At 68.5% G+C, this 21,256-nt stretch carries 18 protein-coding genes; 7 read left to right on the top strand and 11 right to left on the bottom strand.

The window, feature by feature from the left end:
• Positions 1-12 precede the first annotated feature (12 nt).
• From ABE543_RS16040 to ABE543_RS16030, 3 genes are read left to right on the top strand one after another with little or no spacing between them, the layout of a single operon-like run.
• Positions 13-1,044, top strand: coding sequence for a homoserine O-succinyltransferase (locus ABE543_RS16040; RefSeq protein ID WP_197571440.1), 1,032 nt, complete (start codon positions 13-15; stop codon positions 1,042-1,044).
• On the top strand, positions 1,041-2,276 hold the full coding sequence (locus ABE543_RS16035) for an O-succinylhomoserine (thiol)-lyase (RefSeq protein WP_262218583.1): 1,236 nt from the start codon (positions 1,041-1,043) through the stop codon (positions 2,274-2,276). Before ABE543_RS16040 ends, ABE543_RS16035 begins: the two co-directional genes overlap by 4 nt.
• Complete coding sequence (locus ABE543_RS16030) at positions 2,273-3,340, top strand: homoserine dehydrogenase (RefSeq protein ID WP_346475889.1); 1,068 nt, start codon at positions 2,273-2,275, stop codon at positions 3,338-3,340. Before ABE543_RS16035 ends, ABE543_RS16030 begins: the two co-directional genes overlap by 4 nt.
• 135 nt (positions 3,341-3,475) lie before the next feature.
• Here ABE543_RS16030 and ABE543_RS16025 read toward each other — a convergent pair whose 3' ends face one another.
• Together ABE543_RS16025 and ABE543_RS16020 are read right to left on the bottom strand one after the other, a co-directional pair.
• A complete protein-coding gene (locus tag ABE543_RS16025) occupies positions 3,476-4,471 on the bottom strand; it encodes an alpha/beta hydrolase (protein WP_065174805.1) in 996 nt (331 codons plus the stop codon).
• Positions 4,472-4,545: 74 nt separating this feature from the next.
• Positions 4,546-5,928, bottom strand: a complete 1,383-nt coding sequence (locus ABE543_RS16020; protein WP_053519882.1) for an L-serine ammonia-lyase — start codon at positions 5,926-5,928, stop codon at positions 4,546-4,548.
• A gap of 141 nt (positions 5,929-6,069) precedes the next feature.
• Between ABE543_RS16020 and ABE543_RS16015 the strand changes: the two genes are divergently transcribed.
• Entirely contained in the window at positions 6,070-6,255 is a 186-nt protein-coding gene (locus ABE543_RS16015) for a thioredoxin family protein (RefSeq protein WP_053519891.1), read from the top strand.
• A 69-nt stretch (positions 6,256-6,324) separates the two neighbouring features.
• Here ABE543_RS16015 and ABE543_RS16010 read toward each other — a convergent pair whose 3' ends face one another.
• From ABE543_RS16010 to ABE543_RS16000, 3 genes are read right to left on the bottom strand one after another with little or no spacing between them, the layout of a single operon-like run.
• Positions 6,325-6,897, bottom strand: coding sequence for a YceI family protein (locus ABE543_RS16010; RefSeq protein ID WP_053519881.1), 573 nt, complete (start codon positions 6,895-6,897; stop codon positions 6,325-6,327).
• Positions 6,898-6,900: 3 nt separating this feature from the next.
• Complete coding sequence (locus ABE543_RS16005; RefSeq protein WP_065182624.1) at positions 6,901-7,473, bottom strand: cytochrome b; 573 nt, start codon at positions 7,471-7,473, stop codon at positions 6,901-6,903.
• Positions 7,470-8,114: a YceI family protein gene (locus ABE543_RS16000; RefSeq protein WP_053519879.1), complete on the bottom strand. Its 645-nt coding sequence runs from the start codon at positions 8,112-8,114 to the stop codon at positions 7,470-7,472. The genes ABE543_RS16005 and ABE543_RS16000 overlap by 4 nt, the downstream gene beginning before the upstream one ends.
• A gap of 164 nt (positions 8,115-8,278) precedes the next feature.
• Between ABE543_RS16000 and ABE543_RS15995 the strand changes: the two genes are divergently transcribed.
• Together ABE543_RS15995 and ABE543_RS15990 are read left to right on the top strand one after the other, a co-directional pair.
• A complete protein-coding gene (locus ABE543_RS15995) occupies positions 8,279-11,827 on the top strand; it encodes an ATP-binding protein (RefSeq protein ID WP_197601063.1) in 3,549 nt (1,182 codons plus the stop codon).
• A 96-nt stretch (positions 11,828-11,923) separates the two neighbouring features.
• Positions 11,924-15,454 (top strand): hybrid sensor histidine kinase/response regulator, encoded by a 3,531-nt coding sequence (locus ABE543_RS15990; RefSeq protein WP_065182626.1) that lies wholly within the window; start codon positions 11,924-11,926, stop codon positions 15,452-15,454.
• Positions 15,455-15,475: 21 nt separating this feature from the next.
• Here ABE543_RS15990 and mdtD read toward each other — a convergent pair whose 3' ends face one another.
• From mdtD to ABE543_RS15965, 5 genes are all read right to left on the bottom strand, one after another.
• Positions 15,476-16,885: a multidrug transporter subunit MdtD gene (gene mdtD, locus ABE543_RS15985; protein ID WP_065182627.1), complete on the bottom strand. Its 1,410-nt coding sequence runs from the start codon at positions 16,883-16,885 to the stop codon at positions 15,476-15,478.
• A gap of 91 nt (positions 16,886-16,976) precedes the next feature.
• Positions 16,977-18,050 carry a uroporphyrinogen decarboxylase gene (gene hemE, locus ABE543_RS15980; RefSeq protein WP_065182628.1) on the bottom strand — a complete coding sequence of 358 codons (1,074 nt, stop codon included), beginning with the start codon at positions 18,048-18,050 and terminating at the stop codon, positions 16,977-16,979.
• 36 nt (positions 18,051-18,086) lie between these two features.
• A complete protein-coding gene (locus ABE543_RS15975) occupies positions 18,087-18,326 on the bottom strand; it encodes a WGR domain-containing protein (RefSeq protein WP_053518663.1) in 240 nt (79 codons plus the stop codon).
• Positions 18,327-18,447: 121 nt separating this feature from the next.
• Positions 18,448-19,560, bottom strand: coding sequence for a 3-dehydroquinate synthase (aroB, locus tag ABE543_RS15970; protein ID WP_346475888.1), 1,113 nt, complete (start codon positions 19,558-19,560; stop codon positions 18,448-18,450).
• Positions 19,557-20,099: a shikimate kinase gene (locus tag ABE543_RS15965; protein ID WP_065174808.1), complete on the bottom strand. Its 543-nt coding sequence runs from the start codon at positions 20,097-20,099 to the stop codon at positions 19,557-19,559. Before ABE543_RS15965 ends, aroB begins: the two co-directional genes overlap by 4 nt.
• A 98-nt stretch (positions 20,100-20,197) precedes the next feature.
• Here ABE543_RS15965 and ABE543_RS15960 point away from each other — a divergent pair, with 98 nt between their 5' ends.
• On the top strand, positions 20,198-20,401 hold the full coding sequence (locus tag ABE543_RS15960; protein WP_053518657.1) for a dodecin family protein: 204 nt from the start codon (positions 20,198-20,200) through the stop codon (positions 20,399-20,401).
• A gap of 6 nt (positions 20,402-20,407) precedes the next feature.
• On the opposite strand, the gene ABE543_RS15955 is transcribed toward ABE543_RS15960, so the two are convergent.
• Positions 20,408-21,235 carry a kinase gene (locus ABE543_RS15955; protein ID WP_346475887.1) on the bottom strand — a complete coding sequence of 276 codons (828 nt, stop codon included), beginning with the start codon at positions 21,233-21,235 and terminating at the stop codon, positions 20,408-20,410.
• Positions 21,236-21,256 lie beyond the last annotated feature (21 nt).

Below are 21,256 nucleotides of genomic sequence, written 5' to 3'. Positions count from 1 at the left end.
ACGGATCCCGCCATGAGCTTCGCCCCCAGCACCACGCTTCGCCCCGAACCCTTTGTCCCCGTCAGCGTGCCGGTCGAAGACCGCGTGCACGCCGAGCGCGGCGAGTTCGCCGCGGTGCTGTCGATGCGCCACGCCGGCGCGTGCCCGGTACGCGTTCGCTACGAATGGGTGGGACCGGTCGATGCACCGGTGGTGGTACTGGCTGGCGGCATCTCCGCCCATCGCCATGTGGCGTCCAACGCGCAGTTCGCCGAGAAGGGCTGGGCCGAGGAACTGGTCGGCAGTGGCCGCACGCTCGATCCGCAGCAGCTGCGCGTTCTGGCGTTCGACTTCATCGGTGCGGATGGCGCGCTGGACGTGCCGATCGACACGGCCGACCAGGCCGACGCGCTGGCCCTGCTGCTGGATCACCTGGGCATCCGCACACTGAAGGCGTTTGTCGGCTACTCCTATGGCGCCCTGGTCGGGCAGCAGTTCGCTGTCCGCCATCGCGCCCGCGTGCGCCAGCTGGTGCTGGCCAGTGGTGCGCACCGTCCGCACCCCTATGCCGCGGCGTGGCGTGCGTTGCAGCGCCGGGCGGTCGCCCTGGGACAGCTGCAATGCGGTGAAGACCATGGCCTGGCACTGGCCAGGCAGTTCGCGATGCTCAGCTACCGCACGCCGGAAGAGTTCGGCGAGCGCTTCGACGCTCCGCCCGAGGTGGTCAACGGCCGCGTCCGTGTGGCCGCCGAGGACTACCTCGACGCGGCGGGCGCGCAGTACGTCGCGCGCACCCCAGTGACCGCCTACCTGCGCCTGTCCGAATCGATCGACCTGCACCGCGTGGATCCCACCGCCATCCTGCCGCCAACCGTGGTGGTGGCCGTGGAAGGCGATCGGCTGGTGCCGTTGGCCGACCTGGTCGGTCTGGTCGAGGGGCTGGGTCCGCGCGGCAGCCTGCGCGTGCTGCGCTCCCCATACGGCCACGACGCCTTCCTCAAAGAAACCGATCGCATCGACGCGATCCTCGCTACCGCCTTCCGCACTTCTGGAGAGACCGCATGAGCCTGCACGCCGCCGAGCCGTCCTGTTGTCGCACCACTGCCGCCGTCCGCGCCGGCATCGATCGTGACACCGCCCATGGCGCGGTCACTCCACCGATCGTGCTGTCGTCGAACTTCAGCTTCGAAGGCTTCGGCAACAAGCGCCAGTACGACTACACGCGCAGTGGCAATCCGACGCGCGACCTGCTGGGCGAAGCACTGGCCGAACTGGAAGGCGGAGCCGGTGGCGTGGTCACCGCTACCGGCATGGGCGCCATCAACCTGGTGCTGAATGCCCTGCTGCAGCCGGGCGACACGCTGGTGGTACCGCACGATGCCTACGGCGGCAGCTGGCGCCTGTTCAACGCGCTGGCGAAGAAGGGGCATTTCGAACTGGTCACCGCCGACCTCACCGACCCGCGCACGCTGGCGCAGGCCCTGGCCACCCAGCCACGGCTGGTGCTGGTGGAAACCCCGTCCAACCCACTGCTGCGCATCACCGACCTGCGCTTCGTCATCGAGGCGGCGCACAAGGCCGGGGCGCTGGTGGTGGTCGACAATACGTTCCTGTCGCCGGCGCTGCAGCAGCCGCTCTCCTTCGGTGCCGATCTGGTGCTGCATTCGACCACCAAGTACATCAACGGCCACAGCGATGTCGTCGGCGGTGCGGTGATCGCACGTGATCCCGCGCTGCACGAACAGCTGGTGTGGTGGGGCAACGCACTCGGGCTGACCGGCTCTCCCTTCGACGCTTTCCTGACCCTGCGCGGCCTGCGCACGCTGGATGCACGCCTGCGTGTGCACCAGGAGAACACGGCCTCGATCGTCGCGCTGCTGGACGCGCACCCCGCCGTGGCCCGGGTGTATTACCCCGGCCTGGCCGACCATCCCGGTCATGCCATCGCCGCACGCCAGCAGAGCGGCTTCGGCGCGATGCTGTCGTTCGAGCTGGCCGACTGCGCCGGCGAGGATCCGCACGCTGCCGTGCGCGCGTTTGTCGATGGACTGCGCTGCTTCACCCTGGCCGAATCGCTGGGCGGCGTGGAAAGCCTGGTCGCGCATCCGGCGACCATGACCCACGCAGCGATGAGCGTTGAGGCGCGTGCTGCCGCCGGCATCAGCGAAGGGCTGCTGCGCCTGTCGGTCGGCATCGAGGCCGAGCGCGACCTGCTGGCCGACCTGGGCGCGGCGCTGGCACGCGCCGAAGCGGTGATCGACGCTGCCGCACGTCGCAAACAGGTGGTGGACGCATGAGCGCGCTGGCTGCCGAGATTCCGGCGATGGGCGGCGGTCGCCTGGCACTGCTGGGCACCGGGACGGTGGGCTCTGCGTTCGTGCAGCGCTACCAGGCCCTGCAGGCGCGCGGCCTGGAACTGCCCAGCGTGCAGTGGCTGGCCAACTCGCGTACTGCGCTGGCCATCGACCGCGATCTGGCCCTGCCGCTCGAACTGGCGCGGCGCGCACCGCGTGGCGGCCAGAGCGTGCCACCGTGGGCCGGTGCCGAAGGGCTGGAGCGTGGCGATGTGGTGGTTGATGCCACCGCCAGCGAAGACGTGGCCGCCCGCCATGCGCAGTGGCTGGCGCGCGGGGTGCATGTAGTGACGGCCAACAAGCTGGGCCGGGGCGGGCAGCTGTCACGCGCGAAGGCCATCGCCGAGAGCTGCGCCGACAGCGGCGCCCGGTACGGCGACAGTGCCACCGTGGGGGCGGGACTGCCGCTGTTGAGCAGCCTGCGCGCGCTGGTGGCCGGGGGGGATCACATCCACGCGATCGAGGGGGTGTTGTCCGGTTCCCTGGCCTGGTTGTTCCATCGCTATGACGGCCGTTCGCCGTTCTCGGCTGCAGTGCGCGAGGCGCTGGCCGCGGGTTACACCGAACCGGATCCGCGCCTGGATCTGTCCGGCGAGGATGTGCGGCGCAAGCTGCTGATTCTGGCGCGCAGCAGCGGACTGGCGCTGGATGCCGCACAGGTGCACGTGGATTCACTGGTGCCCTGGGCGTTGGCTGCGCTGCCGCTGGACGAAGCATTGGCCGAACTGGAGCAGCTGGACGCACCGCTGCAGGCGCGCTGGCAGCAGGCGACGGACAGCGGCCGTGTTCTGCGCTTCGTCGGCCGGGTCGACGCTGACGGCGCACAGGTGGGGCTGCGTGAACTGCCGGCCGATCATCCACTGGCGCAAGGGGCGGGCACCGACAACCGCGTCGCCATCCACAGCGACCGCTATCGCACCCAGCCGTTGCTGATCCAGGGGCCGGGAGCGGGCGCGGAAGTCACTGCTGCCGCATTGCTGGATGACGTGCTGCGCATCGTGGGATGAGCAGCGTCCCGCTGCGCCCGCCGGGCATGGCCCGGTGTTATCCGTACCGCTGCGCTCGCCGGGCATGGCCCGGCGCTACCTGCAATGTCGTGTCCGTCCCGGTTGCGCCGGGCCATGCCCGGCGGATACGCAGTTTCAGCGCCCTTTCAACACCTTCAGCAGCGCGGCATTGAACTGCCTGGGGTCCTGTACCTGCGGCGAATGGCCCAGTTCGGCGAATTCGACCAGCGTCGCGCCGGCAATCGCCGCAGCGGCCGATTTGCCCAGCGCCGGATAGTTGCCTAACCGTGCCTTCACTTCTGCCGGTGCCAGGTCACGACCGATCGCGGTGCGGTCCTTCTGGCCGATGAACAGCGCGGTCGGCACCTTCAGATTCTTCAGCTCGTACACCACCGGCTGGTTGAACACCATGTCCGAGGCAAGTGCCTGGCTCCAGGCCACCGCCTGCCTGCCGTCGCCCTCGTACATGCCCGCTTGCATGCGTGCCCAGGTTTCATAGGCAGGCTTCCAGGTGCCGTCGTAGTACACGTCCAGCTGGTAGCGGCGGATGCTCTCGTAACTGGTTTTCAGCTCGCCGGCATACCAGGCATCGACGCTTCGCCACGGCACGCCCAGCGCCTTCCAGTCCTCCAGGCCGATCGGATTGACCAGCGACAGGCTGCGCAGGTCCTGCGGATAGGTCAGTGCATAGCGCACCGCCAGCATGCCCCCCATCGAATGGCCGACCAGGTGCACGGGCAGGCCGCCGAGCTGCAGCTGCTGCAGCAGTGCATGGGTGTTGGCGGCGAGCTGGCCGAATGAATACTGGTAGCGCTCGGGCTTGCTGGATTTGCAGAAGCCGACCTGGTCAGGTGCGATCACTCGGTAACCGGCGGCGAGCAGGGGAGGGATGGTTTCCTTCCAGGTCGCCGCGCAGAAATTCTTGCCATGCAGGAGCACCACCACGCCGATCGGCGCGGTCGTCGGCGCGATATCCAGATAGGCCATCTGCAGCGGTTGCTGCTGCGATTCCAGGGTGAAGGTCTGTACCGGATGGCCGTAATCGAAGCCCTCCAGCCGCGGCCCATAGGCGGGAGCGGCAGCGGCGGTGAGGGGCAGGCAGGCCAGCAATGCGGCGGCGATCACGCGCATGGGACATTCCGTGACAGGGGATGCCCGAGCCTAACCGGAATGCGGTGACGGTGTCGTCCGGCAGATGCCCGTCATCAGCACTCGATGACATTCACCGCGAGGCCGCCGCGGCTGGTTTCCTTGTACTTGTCCTGCATGTCGCGGCCGGTGTCGCGCATGGTCTTGATGACCTTGTCCAGCGACACCTTGTGCTTGCCATCGCCGCGCATTGCCATGCGCGAGGCGTTGATCGCCTTCACCGCGCCCATCGCGTTGCGCTCGATGCAGGGAATCTGCACCAGCCCACCGATCGGGTCGCAGGTCAGGCCGAGGTTGTGTTCCATGCCGATTTCTGCGGCATTCTCGATCTGGCTTGGATTGCCGCCCAGCGCCGCAACCAGGCCGCCGGCCGCCATCGAGCAGGCCACGCCCACTTCGCCCTGGCAGCCCACTTCGGCACCGGAAATCGAAGCATTCTCCTTGTAGAGGATGCCGATCGCCGCCGAGGTCAGCAGGAAGTCGAACACGCGCTGCTCGTTCGCGCCCGGGCAGAACCGGTCGAAGTAATGCAGCACCGCGGGCAGCACGCCGGCCGCACCGTTGGTCGGCGCGGTCACCACGCGGCCACCGGCGGCGTTTTCCTCGTTCACGGCCAGCGCGTACAGATTGACCCAGTCCAGCGTGGTCAGCGGATCGCGCATCGCCGCTTCCGGCTTCGACGACAGCTCGCGGTACAGCGCCGGCGCGCGACGGCCGACCTTCAGGCCGCCCGGCAGCACGCCTTCCTCGCGGATGCCGCGCGTCACGCATGACTGCATCGCGCTCCAGATCTCGCGCAGCTGGGCGCGGATCTCGTCCTCGCTGCGCCAGCACTTCTCGTTCTCGAACATCAGCTGCGCGATGCTCAGGCCGCTGCGCGCGGTCTGCGCGAGCAGCTCGTCGCCGCTCTTGAACGGATAGGGCAGTGGGGTTTCGTCGGGCACGATGCGGTCATCGGCCGCGTCGTCCTGGTTGACCACGAAGCCACCGCCAACGGAGTAATAGTCGCGCGTGGCGATCACTTCATCGTCGGCGTTGTACGCGGTGAAGCGCATGCCGTTGGTGTGGTACGGCAGCTTCTGCCGCTTGTTCATGCCGAGGTCGCGCTTCTCGTCGAAGGCGATCTCATGCTGGCCCATCAGCTGGATGCGCTTGCTGCTGCGGATGCGATCCAGCGTGGACGGAATGATGTCCGGATCGATCAGGTTGGGGCGCTGGCCTTCCAGGCCAAGCAGGATCGCCTTGTCGGTGCCATGGCCGCGACCGGTCAGCGCCAGCGAACCGTAGACGTCGGCGCGGATGCGTGCGACCTCGTGCAGGCGGCCGGGGTCGAGCAGCCAGCGATGGATGAACCGCTCGGCGGCCTTCATCGGTCCGACGGTGTGGGAAGAGCTCGGGCCAATGCCGATCTTGAAGACGTCGAACGTGCTGACAGCCATGGATGCCAAACTGCGGGTACCGGACAAGCGGCTATTCTAGCGGCTTGCCGGGCCCTCCGATGGCTGCGGCGCAGCATTTCCGCCAAGCGAGGCAAGCCGGTGTTGACCCTGTTCCAGCGTGACGACTGCCACCTGTGCGATATGGCCCTGGCCGAACTGGCCAAGGCACGCGCGCCCGAGTTCGAATCGGTGTTCCTGGATGACCATCCAGCGCTGGAGGCGCACTACGGCGCGCGGGTACCGGTGCTGCGCGACGAGGCGGGCGGCCGCGAACTGGACTGGCCCTTCGATGCGGCGCGGGTGCGGGCCTGGCTGGCTGCGGGGTGAAGCCGCCGGGCATGGCCCGGCGCCACCCTGTATCACCGTTCCAAGGTGGAGCCGGGCATGGCCCGTGGCTTACTTCGCGTCGAACTTCACGATCGTGCTGATCGCGGTTTCGTCGGGGATGGTCTTGGTGTCGGCCCAATCGCCGGCGCCGACGCTGAAGTCCAGGCGCTTGACGGTGGCCTTGCCGGTCAGCACCGGCTGCGTGCCCGGCTTCCAGGTGAAGGTGAGCGTCACCGGCTTGCTGACACCACGCAGCTCGAGCGTGCCATCGGCGGCGAACTGGTCATTGCCGATGGCGCGGAAGCCCTTCGCGGTGTAACGCGCGGTGGCGAACTTGCCGACATTGAAGAAGTCCGCGCTCTGCAGCGTCGAGTCACGATCGCTGTTGCCGCTCCTGGCGCCGGCCAGCGGAATCACGACGTCGAGTGAGCCGGCCGCCGGATTGGCGGGATCGAAGCTGAGCTTGGTGGCGAAGCCCGGGAAGCTGCCGGTGAACACTTCGCCGTCGTACTTGCTGGCAAATACCAGGATCGAGCCCGCGCCGGGAGCCTGTGCATAGTCCGCGGCCAACGCCGGGGCAGTGGCCAGCATGCCGGCCAGGGCAGCGGCCACGGCCGCCGGGGTGGTCAGTTTCAGATTCATCGGTCAGTCCTTCTGGGGAGAGGCAAGCCAGCCACGCGGCAGCATGCGGCTCAACGTCGCGTCGCGCTGGAACAGGTGGTGGTAAAGGGCAGCGCCGGCATGGGCCAGCACCACAGCGATCAGCAGCCAGAAGCCGTACTCATGGATCGCATGCGACACGGCGACGACCTGCGGATCCGGTCCGCTGAGCTTGGGCACATCGACCAGGCCGAACCAGCGGAAGGGCCGCAGCCCGCTGGCAGAGTCGTACAGCCAGCCCGAAAGCGGAATGGCGAACATCAGCACGTACAGCAGCACGTGGGTAGCGCTGGCGATGCGCTCCTGCCAGCTGGGCACACCCGGCACCGGCTTGGGCGCACCGGCGTAGAGGCGCCAGACCAGGCGCAGCAGCACCAGGGCCAGCACGGTGATGCCGATCGACTTGTGCGCGGTGTAGACCCAGAAGTATTTGGGCGTCCTGGGCAGTTCGCCCATGGTCAGGCCGATCACGCCAAGGGCGAGGATCAGTAGTGCGATCAACCAGTGCAGGGTCTGGCTGACACTGCCCCAGGCGGCAGGGGAGTTCTTGGCGGTCATGCGGGGTCCTTGGGGGCCGTCTTGCTGTCGGAGTGGGGAACCGGGGCAGGAGTTCCCGGCCTGTCGCTGCGGTCGAGGAAGGCCTCGGCCTCGATCCGTACCTGTACCGCGTCGCCGATCACCCCGGGCCAGGCGGTGATGCCGAACGCGCGGCGGCTCAACGTGGTGCTGGCGGAAAAACCGGCGGTGCGGCGGAACGGCGGCAACGGATAGCGTTTGATGGCATTGAGGGTCACATCCAGCGCGACCTCCTGGCTGACCCCGCGCAGGGTCAGCGTGCCGAACACACGGGCGTGGTTCGCATCGATCGGTTCGACCCGCGACGATACGAACCGGGCGCTGGGAAACCGCTCGCCATCAAGCAGGCTGCGGGCCAGCGTGGCCTGGTTCCATTTGGCATCTCCCAGATCCAGCCGGGCGACCGGCACATCGACCTGCAGGGTTGCCTCGCGCCAGTTGTCGGGATCGAACTGAAGGTGGCCCTCACTGCCCGATACCGTCCCCATGGCCTGCGAGTAGCCGGCATGATCGATCGTGAACAGCACCCGCGTGTGCACCGGATCCAGCCGGTAGGTATCGAGCTGTGCCCAGGCGGGCGCAGCGGCGAGCAGCAACGGCAGCAGGAGCAGGCGGGGTCGCATCGATGGCGGGCTCCGGGAGGGGACGCTGCGATCATACGCACAGCCCCCTGACAACGCTGCGTGCATGGCTGCAACAGTTCGTGGTGGCGATGCCACTGGAAACGGGCTGTTGCAGTCGTGAAGCCTGGGCTGTGTGACAATCGCGGCTGGATCGGGGGTTCAGGATGACGAGTGGCTGGCGTCTGTGGTGCCGAGGCATCGCAGTAACGGGTCTGCTGCTGTTGGCAAGCGCCACGGTGGCCGCGACTCTGGACATGGCTGGGGAGACACCACGACTGCGCCGCTTCGGCGCCGCCGAGGGCTTGCCGTCGCGCATGGTCGTGGCCCTGGCCGAGGACCGCCAGGGGTACATCTGGGCGGCCACCGATGGTGGGCTGGCCCGCTATGACGGCACGACGCTGCGGGTCTGGCAGCATGAACCGGAGCGGCCGGGTTCGCTGCCGGGCAACGAGATCGAGACACTGCTGGTGGATCCGCTGGACCGGGTGTGGGTCGGCATCAACGGCAAGGGCATCGCCCGGCTGGACGCGGATCGCGAGCGTTTCTCCAGCTTCGCCGCGGTGAACAATGAATGCCAGAGCCAGTTCTGGACACTGGCCTATGCGGGCGATGCGCTGTGGATCGGCACCAGCGGCCATGGCGTGTGCCGCTTCGGCGAGGATGGCAGCCTGCGCTTCTTCCAGCATGATCCGCAGCGCCCCGGCGGCTTGCCCAGCAACACCATCTTCAGCAGCCTGGTCGACGCGCAGGGCCGCCTGTGGGTCGGTACCGAGGCCGGTGTCGCCCGCTGGAACGGCAACGGCTTCGAGGCCATCGCGCCGCGCGAGCTGGGCAGGGTCAGCGTGCTGCGTCTCAGCCGCGACCCCGATGGATCGATCTGGGTCGGCAGCCAGAACGAAGGCCTGTTCCGCATCGATGCCCAGGACCGCGTCAGCCGTCCACGCTGGTCCGGCAGTGATCGCTTTCGCTCGGCACTGGTGCTGGCGGATCGGCAGGGAGGCTACTGGGCAGGTACCTCGGATGGGCTGCTGCGCGGTGATGCGCAGACACTGTGGCGCCTGGAGGGCGATCGCGGCAGCGGCTTCCTGACCGCCCACAGCGGCGTGCTCGATCTGCTGCAGGACCACGAAGGCGGGGTCTGGGTGGCCCTGCTGAGCCAGGGGTTGGCCTATCTGCCGCCGGACTGGCGCCGCTTCTCCACCTGGAACCAGCTCGACGGCAAACCGCTGGACAGCCAGTACCTGCTCAGCGCGGCCACCGATGGCCGGAATTACTACGTGAGTTCGGCACACGGCGTGTACCGGATCGATGCGCAGGGTGTGCTGAGTCTGCTTGCCAGTGATCGCGAACTGGGCAGTGGCGCGGTCTGGTCGGTATTGCCGCGGCCGGACGGCAGCCTCTGGCTGGGCCGCGCCGGGCGCATCACCGTCTATGACCCGGCCACCCGCGCAACCCGGGAGTGGCGCATCGACGGCGGCTCCGATCTGCGCCAGCGCATCGACCTGATGCGGCAGGCGCCGGATGGCACCGCCTGGGTGTCGGTGATGAACGTCGGCGTGCAGCAGCGTCTGGACGATGGCCGGGTGCTGCGCAGCTTCCCCGTCGAGGGATTCCGCGGCCTGGGCGATGCGCCGATCGAGCAGATTCGATTCGATCCGCGCGGGCAGGCCTGGGTGATGGGGGACATGGGCCTCTGGCGCCAGCAGGGTGAGCGCTTCGAGGCGGTTCCTGGCGTCTCGCGGGGATCGATCTACGACCTGGTGTGGATCGATCCGCAGCAGCTGTGGCTCGCCCGCCAGGGCGCCTTCGAGCGCTACCAGTGGGACGGCATGAGCCTGCGCCTGGTGCAGCGCGTCGATGCTGCCGCCGGTGTGCCACCCCTGAGCATGGGTGGGCTGGCCTTGGCCGACGATGGCCGCCTGTGGGCCACCACGCCGCGCGGTCTGCTGCGCTGGGATCCGAAAACGAAGCGGCTGAGGCAGTTCACCGAGCGCGACGGACTGCCCGATGCCGAATTCACCGGCCGACCGCCTGCGGTGAACGCCGATGGCCGCGTGCTCGCGGTGACCCAGACCGGCGCGGTCGGTTTCGACGTCAATGCCGCCGACACCCCACTGCCATCCTCCGCGCTGGTGATCGCGCAGGTGCGCGTACGTCGCGACGATGCGCGCGGCTGGCAACCCCTGCCGACCACCGGGGTGCTGCTGCTGGGTCCGGATGACCGTGATCTGCAGATCGACGCGCGGCTGCTCTCGTACGGCAACCCGCAGGGCAACCGCTATCGGTTCCGGGTGCAGGGCTATGACCAGAACTGGGTGGAGCAGGGCGGCGACGGCCAGCGCACGCTGTCGCGCCTCGCGCCCGGTGCCTACGTGATCGAAGTACAGGCGGCCACCGACAGTGGTCCGTGGACGCCGTCGCAGCAACTGCAGGTGAAGGTATTGCCGCCCTGGTGGCGCAGCGGCATGGCGATCTTCGGCTACCTGCTGCTGGGCTCGTTGCTGCTGCTGGTGCTGGCATGGGCGATCCGCAGCCGTCTGAGAAGGCGCCAGCAGTGGCAGCTGACCGTGCACAAGCAGCAGCTCGCCGAGCAGGCCTCGCAGGCCAAGAGCCACTTCCTGGCCACGCTGGGTCATGAGGTGCGCACGCCGATGACCGGCGTACTGGGCATGAGCGAACTGCTGCTGGCCACATCACTGGATCCGGTACAGCGCAGCTATGCCGGATCGATCCAGCAGGCGGGCAGCCATCTGCTGCGTCTGGTCAACGATGCCCTGGACCTGGCCCGGATCGAAGCCGGGCGGCTGGAGCTGGACCTGCGTCCGTTCGATCTTGCCGCGCTGTTGGACCAGGTGCAGATGCTGATGCGGCCGATGGCGCAGCAGCGCCAGCTCGATTTTGTACGCGAGGATGCCTTGCCCGGCCCGATCAGCGTCAGTGGCGATGAAATGCGCATCCGCCAGATCCTGCTGAACCTGCTCGGCAATGCCATCAAGTTCACCGAGCGCGGCCAGGTCGGCCTGGGCGTGCGGCTGCAGGAGGATGGCGGCGGGGTGTGCTTCGAGGTGTTCGATACCGGCCCCGGCATCAATGCCGAACAGCAGCAGCGTCTGTTCCATCGCTTCGAGCAGGCCGATGGCCCGCGGACAGCATCGCGCTATGGCGGCAGCGGTCTGGGCCTGGCGATCTGCCAGGAACTGGCCGTGGCGATGGGTGGGCGCATCGATGTCGACAGCCAGCCGGGCAGGGGCGCACGGTTCCGCGTGCAGCTGCCGCTGCCGTGGACCCGCCAGGCTGCCCACAGTGGTTCCGACAGGGCGTCGCCACCGCCGCTGCCGCCGCTGCGCATCCTGCTGGTCGAAGATGACGCCACGGTAGCGGACGTCATCGCCGGCCTGCTGCGCGGTCGTGGCCACGACGTAGTGCACGTGCTGCACGGCCTGGGGGCCTTGTCGGAGATCGCGACCGAGGGGTTCGATGTCGGTCTGCTCGACCTGGATCTGCCGGCCCTGGACGGAACGGCGATCGCCCGTCAGCTGCGCGCCATGGGCTATGAGCTGCCACTGGTGGCGGTGACCGCGCGGTCCGATGCCTATGCGGAGGCGCAGGTGCTGGCCGCCGGTTTCGACGGCTTCCTGCGCAAGCCGGTCACGGGCGACATGCTGGTGGCGGCCATCGTGCAGGCTCGCAGCAAGCGCCAGGGTGAGGGCTGATTGCGCCGGCGCCGGGCGTGAACGGCGCGACTTTCGGTTTACCATGCCGACGCCCGCACGACGGGCACCATCTGGGAACGCGTGAGGAGGCGATCAGTGGCGTATCTGCGGGCGGCGATGCTGCTGATGCTTCTGCTGTGCTGCCTGGCGCCCGCTGCCGCACAGCCGGTACCGCCCACGCCCCGGCAGGTGACGGTGTTCGATGGCCTGCCGTCCAACACCGTCAACCGCATGGCCGAGGACCGCTACGGCTACCTGTGGATCGCCACCAATGACGGGCTGGCACGATACGACGGCCGCAACTACCGGGTCTGGCGCTCCGAGGATGGCCTGCGCGACAACCGCATCTGGACCGTACTGGTCGATACCCGCAACCGCTTGTGGATCGGCACCGAGAATGCCGGCCTGGTAAGGATGTCGGCCGACCGCCGGCAGCTGCGGTTCTTCGACCGCAGCAGCCAGCCGCTGATGAGCACCAATACGATCTGGAGCCTGGCCGCCACCCCCGATGGCTCGATCTGGTTCGGTACCCACGAAGGCGGGCTGTACCGGGTGGATGGCAATGATCGCGTGCAGCGCTTCCTGCCCGAGGCGAACAATCCGCGCAGCCTGCCGGCCGCTGCGGTGCCCTATCTGGCCACGCTGCCCGACGGCAGCCTGTGGGTGGGCACCAAGCATGGCGTGGCGCGCTGGACCGGCAGCGATTTCGAGCGGGTCGGCGACGAGCAGGTGCCCGGCCAGCTGATCAACGGTCTGACCGCCGAGCCTGACGGCAGCCTGTGGATCAGTACGCTGGCCGGCGCATTCGTGCGCCGGCCGGATGGTCGCTTCGAGCGGCAACCCTGGTCGGTGCCGGCCGGCGACGAGGTGCTGGGCATGATGCTGCGCGATGAGCAGGGGGGCTACTGGCTGGACACCCGCAGCGGACTCGGTCGCGCGGTCGATGGCCAGTACCAGACGGTGCCGCTGTACAGCGCGATCGCGCGCGGCCAGGTGCGGCCGAACTGGACCGGCGCCTACGAGGATCGCGAGGGCGGCATCTGGCTGGCCAGCACCAATGCCGGTCTCTGGCATTTGTTGCCACGGTGGTGGCAGTTCTCGGTGTTCTCGCGTCTGGAGGACGATGCATCGTCACTGCGCAACGCCTACGTACTCGGCACCAGTGCGTCCAGCAACGGAGGTGTCTGGACGGTCGGCAGCCACGGCGCGCTGGATCGCTTCAATCCCCGTACCGGCCGGATCGAGCAGTTCCGGCGCGGCGTCAATGGCATCCACTGGCTGACCTCGGTTCGCGAGGACCGCCATGGCCGGGTCTGGATCGGTTCGTCCGGAGCGCTGCTGCGCTATGACCCGGCACGCGACGAGCTGCGCCGCTGGGGACGCGACGCGCCTGCCGATGCCGCGATGGAGGGCGATGTCGACGCACTGATGATCTGCGACAGCAACAGCCTGTGGTTGATGATGCCCGCCGGCCTGCAGCAGCGCGATCTGGAAGGTCGGCTGCTGCTCGAACTGGACAATGGCCAGAACGGACTGCAGACCGGCCAGCTGAACCAGGATCTGGTATGCGGTCCGCAGAACCAGCTGTGGCTGGCCAGCAGCCGCGGGCTGCTGCAGTGGCAGCCTGAGCAGCAGCGCTTCCAGCCGGTGCCCGGCGCGCCGGCAACGGCACTGTACGCGGCGTATACCGGCAGCGACGGCCAGGTGTGGCTGTCCGAGGACGGCCGGTTGTCGCGCTATCGATGGAGCCAGGGGCGTCTGGAGCGGCAGGGGGTCATTGGTGCCGAACAGGGATATCCGGCGGTTTCCGCCACCGGTCTGGTGGTCGATGCGCAGGGTGTGGCCTGGGCCACCAGCGCACGCGGCCTGGTGCGGGTCGGCGCGGACGGCCAGAGCGTGCGCCTGTATGGCGTGCACGATGGCCTGCCCAGCCAGGAGTTCCGCGCGCATACCTTGATCGCGACGTCTTCGGGACGGCTGGTGGCAGGCACGCCGGCCGGCGTGGTGGTGTTCGATCCGGAACAGGTGCGGCCTTCGGTGCGCCGCGCACCGCTGGTGATCGAGCGGGTGGAGGTGCGCCGCAACGAGCAGGTGCTGGACCTGACCCACGACGCACCGTTGCTGATCGCCGACGGCGACCGCGATCTGCGCATCGTGGCCCGCCTGCTGTCCTTCGCCGATTCGGCCTCCAATTCGTATCGCTACCGCCTGGCTGGCTATGACCCGGACTGGGTCGAGGTCGGGCCCGCCGGTGAACGCCTGTTCTCGCGGCTGCCGCCGGGCAGCTATCGGCTGGAAGTGCAGGCGCGCTCGGCCGATCACGTCTGGTCGCGGGTGCAGACCCTGGAGTTCCGCGTGCAGCCGCCGTGGTGGCGCAGCCTGTCAGGCCTGCTGGTGCTGACGTCGATCGCGTTGCTGCTGACCAGTTGGTTCGCGTGGCTGTACCGTCGCCGCCTGCAGCGTCGCCACGCCTACCAGCTGGCGTTGCACAAGCAGGAACTGGCCGAGCAGGCCTCGGCGGCCAAGACACGCTTCCTGGCCAATCTGGGCCATGAGATCCGCACGCCGATGACCGGTGTGATGGGCATGAGCGAGCTGCTGTTGTCCTCGCCGCTGGATCCTCAGCAGCGCGGCTACACCCAGTCCATCCGCCAGGCGGGCGAGCATCTGCTGCATCTGGTCAACGATGCGCTGGACCTGGCGCGGATCGAATCGGGGCGCCTGGAACTGCAGTCCCGGCCGTTCGCGCTCCATTGCCTGCTGCAGGACCTGGCCGCGCTGATGGGGCCGCTGGCCGCGCAGAAGGGACTGCGTTTCGTCCTGGACAATCGCTTGCCGCCCGGCCTGCAGGCCACCGGCGATGCGATCCGGGTGCGGCAGATCCTGCTGAACCTGCTGTCCAACGCGGTGAAGTTCACCAGCCGTGGCACCATCACCCTGCATGCCCGGTGCGATGAGGCGATGCGTGCACTCCAGTTCGAAGTGCGTGACACCGGGCCGGGCATCAGCCAGGAACAGCAGCTGCGCCTGTTCCGCCGGTTCGAGCAGGCTGACGGTGCACGTACCGCGGCGCAGTATGGTGGCAGTGGCCTGGGGCTGGCGATCTGCCGCGAGCTGGCGCAGGCGATGCAGGGCCGGATCCAGGTCGAAAGCCAGTTGGGGCGCGGAACCTGCTTTGGAGTGATGCTGCCCCTGCCGCTGGAAGTGGACGCCGACGCCGATGCGGACAGCGCCGCGCGGAGCGAGGATGCAGTAGCGAACATGCCCCCCCTGCGCGTGCTGCTGGTGGAGGATGACGCGACGGTGGCCGATGTCGTGCAGGGTCTTCTGAGTGCGCGCGGCCATGAGGTGGTGCATGCCGGGCATGCGTTGGCGGCGCTGCGCGAGATCAGCGGGAGTGATTTCGATGTGGCCCTGCTTGACCTGGACCTGCCGGGCCTCAGCGGCTTCGAGCTGGCCGAGCATCTGCGCAACCAGGGGTACACGCTGCCGTTGCTGGCGGTGACCGCGCGCACGGACCCAGACCTGCAGAAGCAGGTGGAAGCGGCCGGGATCGGCGGTTTCCTGCGCAAGCCGGTCACGGGCGAGCTGCTGGTGGAGGCCATCGCCAAGGTGTTGGGGCGCTGAGGCCGGGCACAGTCCGGCAGGCTACTCCGCGACGTGTTCGACCTGGCGGGGTTCGGGCTTGGTGTCCGGCAACTGCCAGAAGATCATCGTCGAAGTCAGTGTGATCGCGCCCACGCACAGGAACGTGGCGTGCAACGCCGCCGTTGCGCCGTGGCCCTCCAGGTGCGTGCCGAAGGCGGCCAGCAGGCTGCCCGCCGCTGCCGCGCCGAAGCCGGCAGCCAGCATCATCACCATCGACAGCAGACTGTTGCCCGAACTGGCGAACTCCCGATCCAGATCGCGCAGGGTCACGGTGTTCATCACGGTGAACTGCAGCGAATTGACCGCACCGAAGAAGGCCAGCTGCAGCAGGCGCCAGCCCAGGTGCTGGCCCGGCGTCATCAGGATGAAGCTGGCCATGGCCAGGCCCACCAGCACGGTGTTGGTCATCAGCACGCGCCGATAGCCGTAGCGTTCGACCAGCTTCACCGCCAGCCGCTTGGAGACCATGCCGGCCGCGGCCACCGGCACCATCATCAGTCCGGCGTTCATCGGTCCCAGGCCAAGGCCCACCTGCAGCAGCAGCGGAATCAGCATCGGCATGGCGCTGCTGCCGATGCGTGAGAACAGGTTGCCGAGGATGCCGATGCGATAGCTGGGCACACGGAACAGCGCCAGCGAGAACAACGGCGCGGTCGAGTTGGCCGCGTGCAGCCAATAGCCCACCAGTGCGGCCAGCCCCGCCACGGTCATCAGCATCACCAGCGCGTGCGGCGTACCCAGCCCGGAGATGCCGTCCAGCGCCAGCGACAGCACCACCATCGCAAAGGCCAGCATGATGTAGCCGCGCAGGTCGAAGCGGGTGCGGTGGCTGGCGTAATGGTCCGGCATGATCTTCATCGCAGCGATGAAGCCGATCACGCCGATCGGAAGGTTGATCAGGAACACCCAGTGCCAGGAGGCGATCTCGACCAGCCAGCCGCCCAGCGTCGGGCCGATCAAGGGGCCGATCAGGGCGGGGATGGCGATGAAGCTCATCGCACGCAGGAAGTCCTCGCGCGGCACCGAACGCATCACCGCCAGGCGGCCGACCGGCAGCAGCATCGCACCGCCGATGCCCTGCAGCACGCGGGCACCCACCAGCTGATGCAGGTGCTGGGCCAGCGCGCAGGCCAGCGAGCCGAGGGTGAACAGGATGATCGCCACCAGGAAGGTGCGCCGGGTGCCGTAGCGGTCAGCGATCCAGCCGGAGGCGGGAATGAACGTGGCGACCGCCAGTGCATAGCTGAACACCACCGACTGCATCTGCAGCGGACTCTCGCCCAGGCTGGCCGCCATCGCCGGCAGCGCCGTGTTGACGATGGTCGAGTCCAGCATCTGCATGAAGATCGCCAGGGACACCAGCCACAGCAGGGGGCGCTGGCGGTTGTAGGTCGATGGCGATGTGGACATGGGTTGTGGCCGGTGCAACGTGGGGGCGCCATGATCGCGCACTGCGGGTCACGGCGCGATCAACACCGCGCCGCAACCGCATGCGCACTGCTCAGCGCTGGCTGTGCGCGTGCACCGCGTCGACCAGTACCTGCACGTGGGCCGGGTCCATGTCCGGTGACATGCCATGGCCCAGGTTGAACACGTGGCCCTCGCGCGACCCGCCATTGCCGGCGGCGTAGGTATCGAGCACGCGCGCGGCAGCGGTGGCGATCGCATCGGGCGAAGCGTACAGCGTGGTGGGGTCGAGGTTGCCCTGCAGGGCAACGCGACCACCGGTGCGGCGCAGCGCTTCGTCCAGGTCCAGCGTCCAGTCCAGGCCCAGTGCATCCGCACCGGTCTGCGACAGTGCTTCCAGGTGCAGGCCGGTGCCCTTGCCGAACAGGATCAGCGGCGTACGCTCGCTGCCTTCGCCACGGTCCAGGCCCTGGGCAATCCGCTGCAGGTAGCGCAGCGAGAATTCGCGGTACATCGCCGGCGACAGCACGCCGCCCCAGGTGTCGAAAACCTGCAGGGCCTGTGCGCCCGCGGCGCGTTGCGCGCCCAGGTAGGCGATGACCGCGTCGGTGGTGACCTCCAGCAGGCGGTGCAGCGCCTGCGGGTGGTTCAGCGCCATGGCCTTGATGCGCGAGAAATCCTTGCTGCCGCCGCCTTCCACCATGTAGCAGGCCAGTGTCCATGGGCTGCCGGAGAAACCGATCAGCGGCACCTGGCCATCCAGCTCGCGGCGGATCAGGCGCACCGCATCCATCACGTAGCCCAGGTCCTGCTCCATGTCCGGCACCGCCAGCCTGGCGATGGCGGCTTCGTCACGTACCGGGTGGCGGAACTTGGGGCCTTCGCCTTCGACGAAGTACAGCTCCAGCCCCATCGCGTCGGGGATGGTGAGGATGTCCGAGAACAGGATGGCGGCATCCAGTGGGAAACGCCGCAGCGGCTGCAGGGTGACTTCGCAGGCGATCTCCGGGTTCTTGGCCATCGCCAGGAAGCTGCCGGCCTTGGCCCGGGTCGCGCGGTACTCCGGCAGGTAGCGGCCGGCCTGGCGCATCAGCCAGACGGGCGTGCAATCCACCGGTTCGCGGCGCAGAGCGCGTAGCAGGCGATCGTTGCGGAGAGGGCTGGTCACGTTGAACGTTCCTTGGATCGAAGGTGGGCAGCGGCGTCAGTCGCCGTGCGAAAGGATCTGGAAGCCACGATGCAGTTCGGCATCGCGCGCCTTCTCGAAGGCGTGGCGGGCTTCGTCGGCCTGCAGGAACAGCTCGCGGCGCAGCTGCGAGCGGCCACCGACGCGGCCGCTTTCGCGCAGCAGCTCCCAGCCGCCGAAAAGATCCGGCTGCAGGCTCAGGCGCAGGAACCGCGGTGCCTGCGCACCGGCCTCGGGATGTTGCAGGTAGACATGCATGGCCCGATTGTAGCGGGGCCAGGGTGACCCCGGCCGCAACGCGGTAGCGCCGGGCCATGCCCGGCGGACGCTCAGGAAACCCCGGGCAGCGCCGGGCCATGCCCGGCGAACGCGGAAGCGATCAACCCTGGCCCAGCACCTTCAATACCGCTGCTTCATCCACGTCCGGCACCACCTCGGCCCGACCCATGCCGCGCCAGAGCACCAGGCGCAGTCGACCGGCCACGTTCTTCTTGTCCAGCCGCATGCGGCCGAGCAGGGCCTGCGGATCCAGGCCGGCCGGGATCGCGACCGGCAGCCCGAGCCTTTCCAGCAGCGCCTGCAGGCGCGCGCGGTCGGCATCGTCGGCCAGGCCGAGATCGGTGGACAGCCTGGCCGCCAGCACCATGCCCACTGCCACCGCCTCGCCATGGTTCAGCGCATCGCGGCCCGGCGCCGAATAGCCCTGTTCGGTTTCGATGGCATGGCCGAAGGTGTGGCCGAGGTTCAGCAGGGCACGCTCTCCCTTCTCGAACGGATCGCGCTCGACGATGGCGGCCTTGTGCCTGCAGCTGCGGGCGATGGCTTCGGCCAGCACCGCGTCCTCGCCAGCGGACAGCGCGTCGGCGTGGTGCTGCAGCCAGTCGAAGAAATCCGCATCGCCCAGTGCGCCGTACTTCACCACCTCGGCCAGCCCCGCGCGCAGCTCGCGCGGCGGCAGGGTGGCCAGCACCGCGGTATCGGCCACCACCGCGCGCGGCGGATGGAAGGCGCCGACCAGATTCTTGCCGGCAGGAATGTCTACGGCAGTCTTGCCGCCCACCGACGAATCGACCATCGCCAGCAGCGTGGTCGGCAGCTGCACGCAGTCGATGCCCCGCATCCAGCAGGCTGCGGCGAAGCCGGCCAGGTCGCCGACGACACCCCCACCGAGCGCGAACACACAGGCATCGCGGGTGGCGCCCAGGGCTGCCAGCGCTTCGATGGCGCGGCCGAATTCAGCCAGGGTCTTGGAGGCTTCGCCGGCGGCCAGCACGTGTTCGCCGACGACCAGGTCCGGACGCGCAGCCAGCAGGGTCTGCTTCAGCCGCGCCAGGTACAGCGGGGCGACGTCGCTGTCGCTGAGCAGCAGGACGTGGCGCCCCCGCACGTGGCGGACGAGGGCAGGGCCATTGCTCTGGACGCCGGCGCCGATGGAGATGGTGTAAGGGCGGTCACCGCCAACGGCGACCTGCAGCGGAGTGGGGGAAGTCATGCGATCAGGTCCTGGCGCTGCCATTGCGCGGCGAGCTTGACGACCAGCTGGGCGGTGGCGTCGGCAGCGGTGTACGGGTCGGTATCAAGGGTGAGGTCGGCCAGTTCGCGGTACAGCGGATCGCGATGGGCGGCCAGGTCATGCAGCACCTGCTCGCGGTCGGGGCGCTGCAGCAACGGCCGGGCCTTGTCGCGGGCCAGCCGTTCCAGTTGCGCGGTCACGCTGACGCGCAGGTAGACCACGAAGCCACGGCGGGCGATCAATGCCCGGTTGTCCGGGTCCAGTACCGCTCCGCCGCCGGTCGATACCAGTTGGCCGTGGCCCTGCAGGAGGCGGGCCAGCGCGTCGCGCTCGAGGCTGCGGAAGCCGGTTTCGCCGGAGTGCTCGAAGATCGTGGGAATGCTGGCTCCGGCGGCGTCGACGATGGACTGGTCGACATCGACGAAGTCCAGCGTGAAGCGCTCGGCGAGGCGGCGGCCGATGCAGGTTTTGCCGGCGCCCATCGGGCCGATCAGGATCAGGTTCGGAGCAGGATTCATGCGCCCTGATGCTAACACCTCCGTGCCCCGGCCTTTACGTCCTTCACGTCAGGGTGGGACTTCCTGCGGGGATTCCCGCGTTCAACGGAGTACAGGCCATGTCGGTTGCCAAGGTCATCGAAATCACCGCCTCTTCGCCCACGAGCGTGGAGGATGCCGTGCGCAGCGGCCTGAAGAAGGTCTCCGGAACCGTGAAGGGCATCCAGGGGGCCTGGATCAACGAGACCAAGGTGGTCACCAATGGTAGCGGTGAGATCACCGAGTGGCGGGTCAATCTGCGGGTGACCTTCCTGGTGGAATGAGGGGCCTCAGCGCAGTGCCTGTACCTGGCGCTGCGCATCCAGCACCACCACCCGGTCGGCGAGGGCCGGCAGTGCATGCAGTGCCTGCCGGCTGACCCTCTCGAAGTACTGCACGAAGCGCTCCAGCTGCGGCCGGCTCATGCCATGCCGGCCGGGCTGGGCCGCCTGCAGGCTCTGCTCCTGCTGCCAGCGCCAGCGCGGTACTACCGAGAAGTCCGGCGGCTGCAGGAACCACAGGCGGTCACAGCGTTGCCACAATGCCGGGTAGTCGCGGCCCAGGGCCTTGTTGCACCAGTGGCGCCAGCGGCCATCGCTGTCGGCATCACGTTCAAGGGCGTTCAACGGCTGAGCCAGTTCGGATTCCTCCTGCGCCGGTGTGCCCAGGAACCAGCCTTCGAACACCAGCAGGTCCAGCGGCTTTTCCAGCCGTGGCCACTGCGCCTGTGGCAGGCGCTCGTCGGCCAGCTTGTCGAAGCGCGGCAGCGCCAGTGGTTCGCGCGCGGCGGCGGCATCGAGCAGCGCGTGGACCAGCGGCAGGTCGTGGGTGCCCGGCGGCCCCCGGGTGATCAACAGCGGATGGACCTGGCGTGCCAGCCGCTGCCGTTGCGCGCGGGTCAGGTAGACATCATCGATGGACAGCGTCGCGGCGTTCAGGCCCCGGTTCCGGGCGCGCGCCACCACCTGCTCGGCCAGCGTCGATTTGCCGCTCCCCTGCAGCCCGCTGATCGCCAATACTGGAACCGCCGCGCCGCTGCCCAGCGCATCATCCAGTGCCTGCTCGGCCAATGTTTCGGGAAATCCTTTCACCTGGGGCATATACGCAGCAGCGACCATGCCGCCACAATAGATCAATCC

It is taken from the genome of Stenotrophomonas sp. TWI169, from assembly GCF_039674705.1.
In the GTDB taxonomy this organism is placed as follows: domain Bacteria; phylum Pseudomonadota; class Gammaproteobacteria; order Xanthomonadales; family Xanthomonadaceae; genus Stenotrophomonas; species Stenotrophomonas maltophilia_P.
This window is presented reverse-complemented; position numbering and strand designations above follow the sequence as displayed.

Bases quoted from the DNA above. Each gene is read 5' to 3' on its own strand.
- ABE543_RS16040 (WP_197571440.1), top strand. From the start codon at position 13: ATGAGCTTCGCCCCCAGCACCACGCTTCGCCCCGAACCCTTTGTCCCC.
- ABE543_RS16035 (WP_262218583.1), top strand. From the start codon at position 1,041: ATGAGCCTGCACGCCGCCGAGCCGTCCTGTTGTCGCACCACTGCCGCC.
- ABE543_RS16030 (WP_346475889.1), top strand. From the start codon at position 2,273: ATGAGCGCGCTGGCTGCCGAGATTCCGGCGATGGGCGGCGGTCGCCTG.
- ABE543_RS16025 (WP_065174805.1), bottom strand. From the start codon at position 4,471: ATGCGCGTGATCGCCGCCGCATTGCTGGCCTGCCTGCCCCTCACCGCC.
- ABE543_RS16020 (WP_053519882.1), bottom strand. From the start codon at position 5,928: ATGGCTGTCAGCACGTTCGACGTCTTCAAGATCGGCATTGGCCCGAGC.
- ABE543_RS16015 (WP_053519891.1), top strand. From the start codon at position 6,070: ATGGCCCTGGCCGAACTGGCCAAGGCACGCGCGCCCGAGTTCGAATCG.
- ABE543_RS16010 (WP_053519881.1), bottom strand. From the start codon at position 6,897: ATGAATCTGAAACTGACCACCCCGGCGGCCGTGGCCGCTGCCCTGGCC.
- ABE543_RS16005 (WP_065182624.1), bottom strand. From the start codon at position 7,473: ATGACCGCCAAGAACTCCCCTGCCGCCTGGGGCAGTGTCAGCCAGACC.
- ABE543_RS16000 (WP_053519879.1), bottom strand. From the start codon at position 8,114: ATGCGACCCCGCCTGCTCCTGCTGCCGTTGCTGCTCGCCGCTGCGCCC.
- ABE543_RS15995 (WP_197601063.1), top strand. From the start codon at position 8,279: ATGACGAGTGGCTGGCGTCTGTGGTGCCGAGGCATCGCAGTAACGGGT.
- mdtD (WP_065182627.1), bottom strand. From the start codon at position 16,885: ATGTCCACATCGCCATCGACCTACAACCGCCAGCGCCCCCTGCTGTGG.
- ABE543_RS15975 (WP_053518663.1), bottom strand. From the start codon at position 18,326: ATGCATGTCTACCTGCAACATCCCGAGGCCGGTGCGCAGGCACCGCGG.
- aroB (WP_346475888.1), bottom strand. From the start codon at position 19,560: ATGACTTCCCCCACTCCGCTGCAGGTCGCCGTTGGCGGTGACCGCCCT.
- ABE543_RS15965 (WP_065174808.1), bottom strand. From the start codon at position 20,099: ATGAATCCTGCTCCGAACCTGATCCTGATCGGCCCGATGGGCGCCGGC.
- ABE543_RS15960 (WP_053518657.1), top strand. From the start codon at position 20,198: ATGTCGGTTGCCAAGGTCATCGAAATCACCGCCTCTTCGCCCACGAGC.
- ABE543_RS15955 (WP_346475887.1), bottom strand. From the start codon at position 21,235: ATGGTCGCTGCTGCGTATATGCCCCAGGTGAAAGGATTTCCCGAAACA.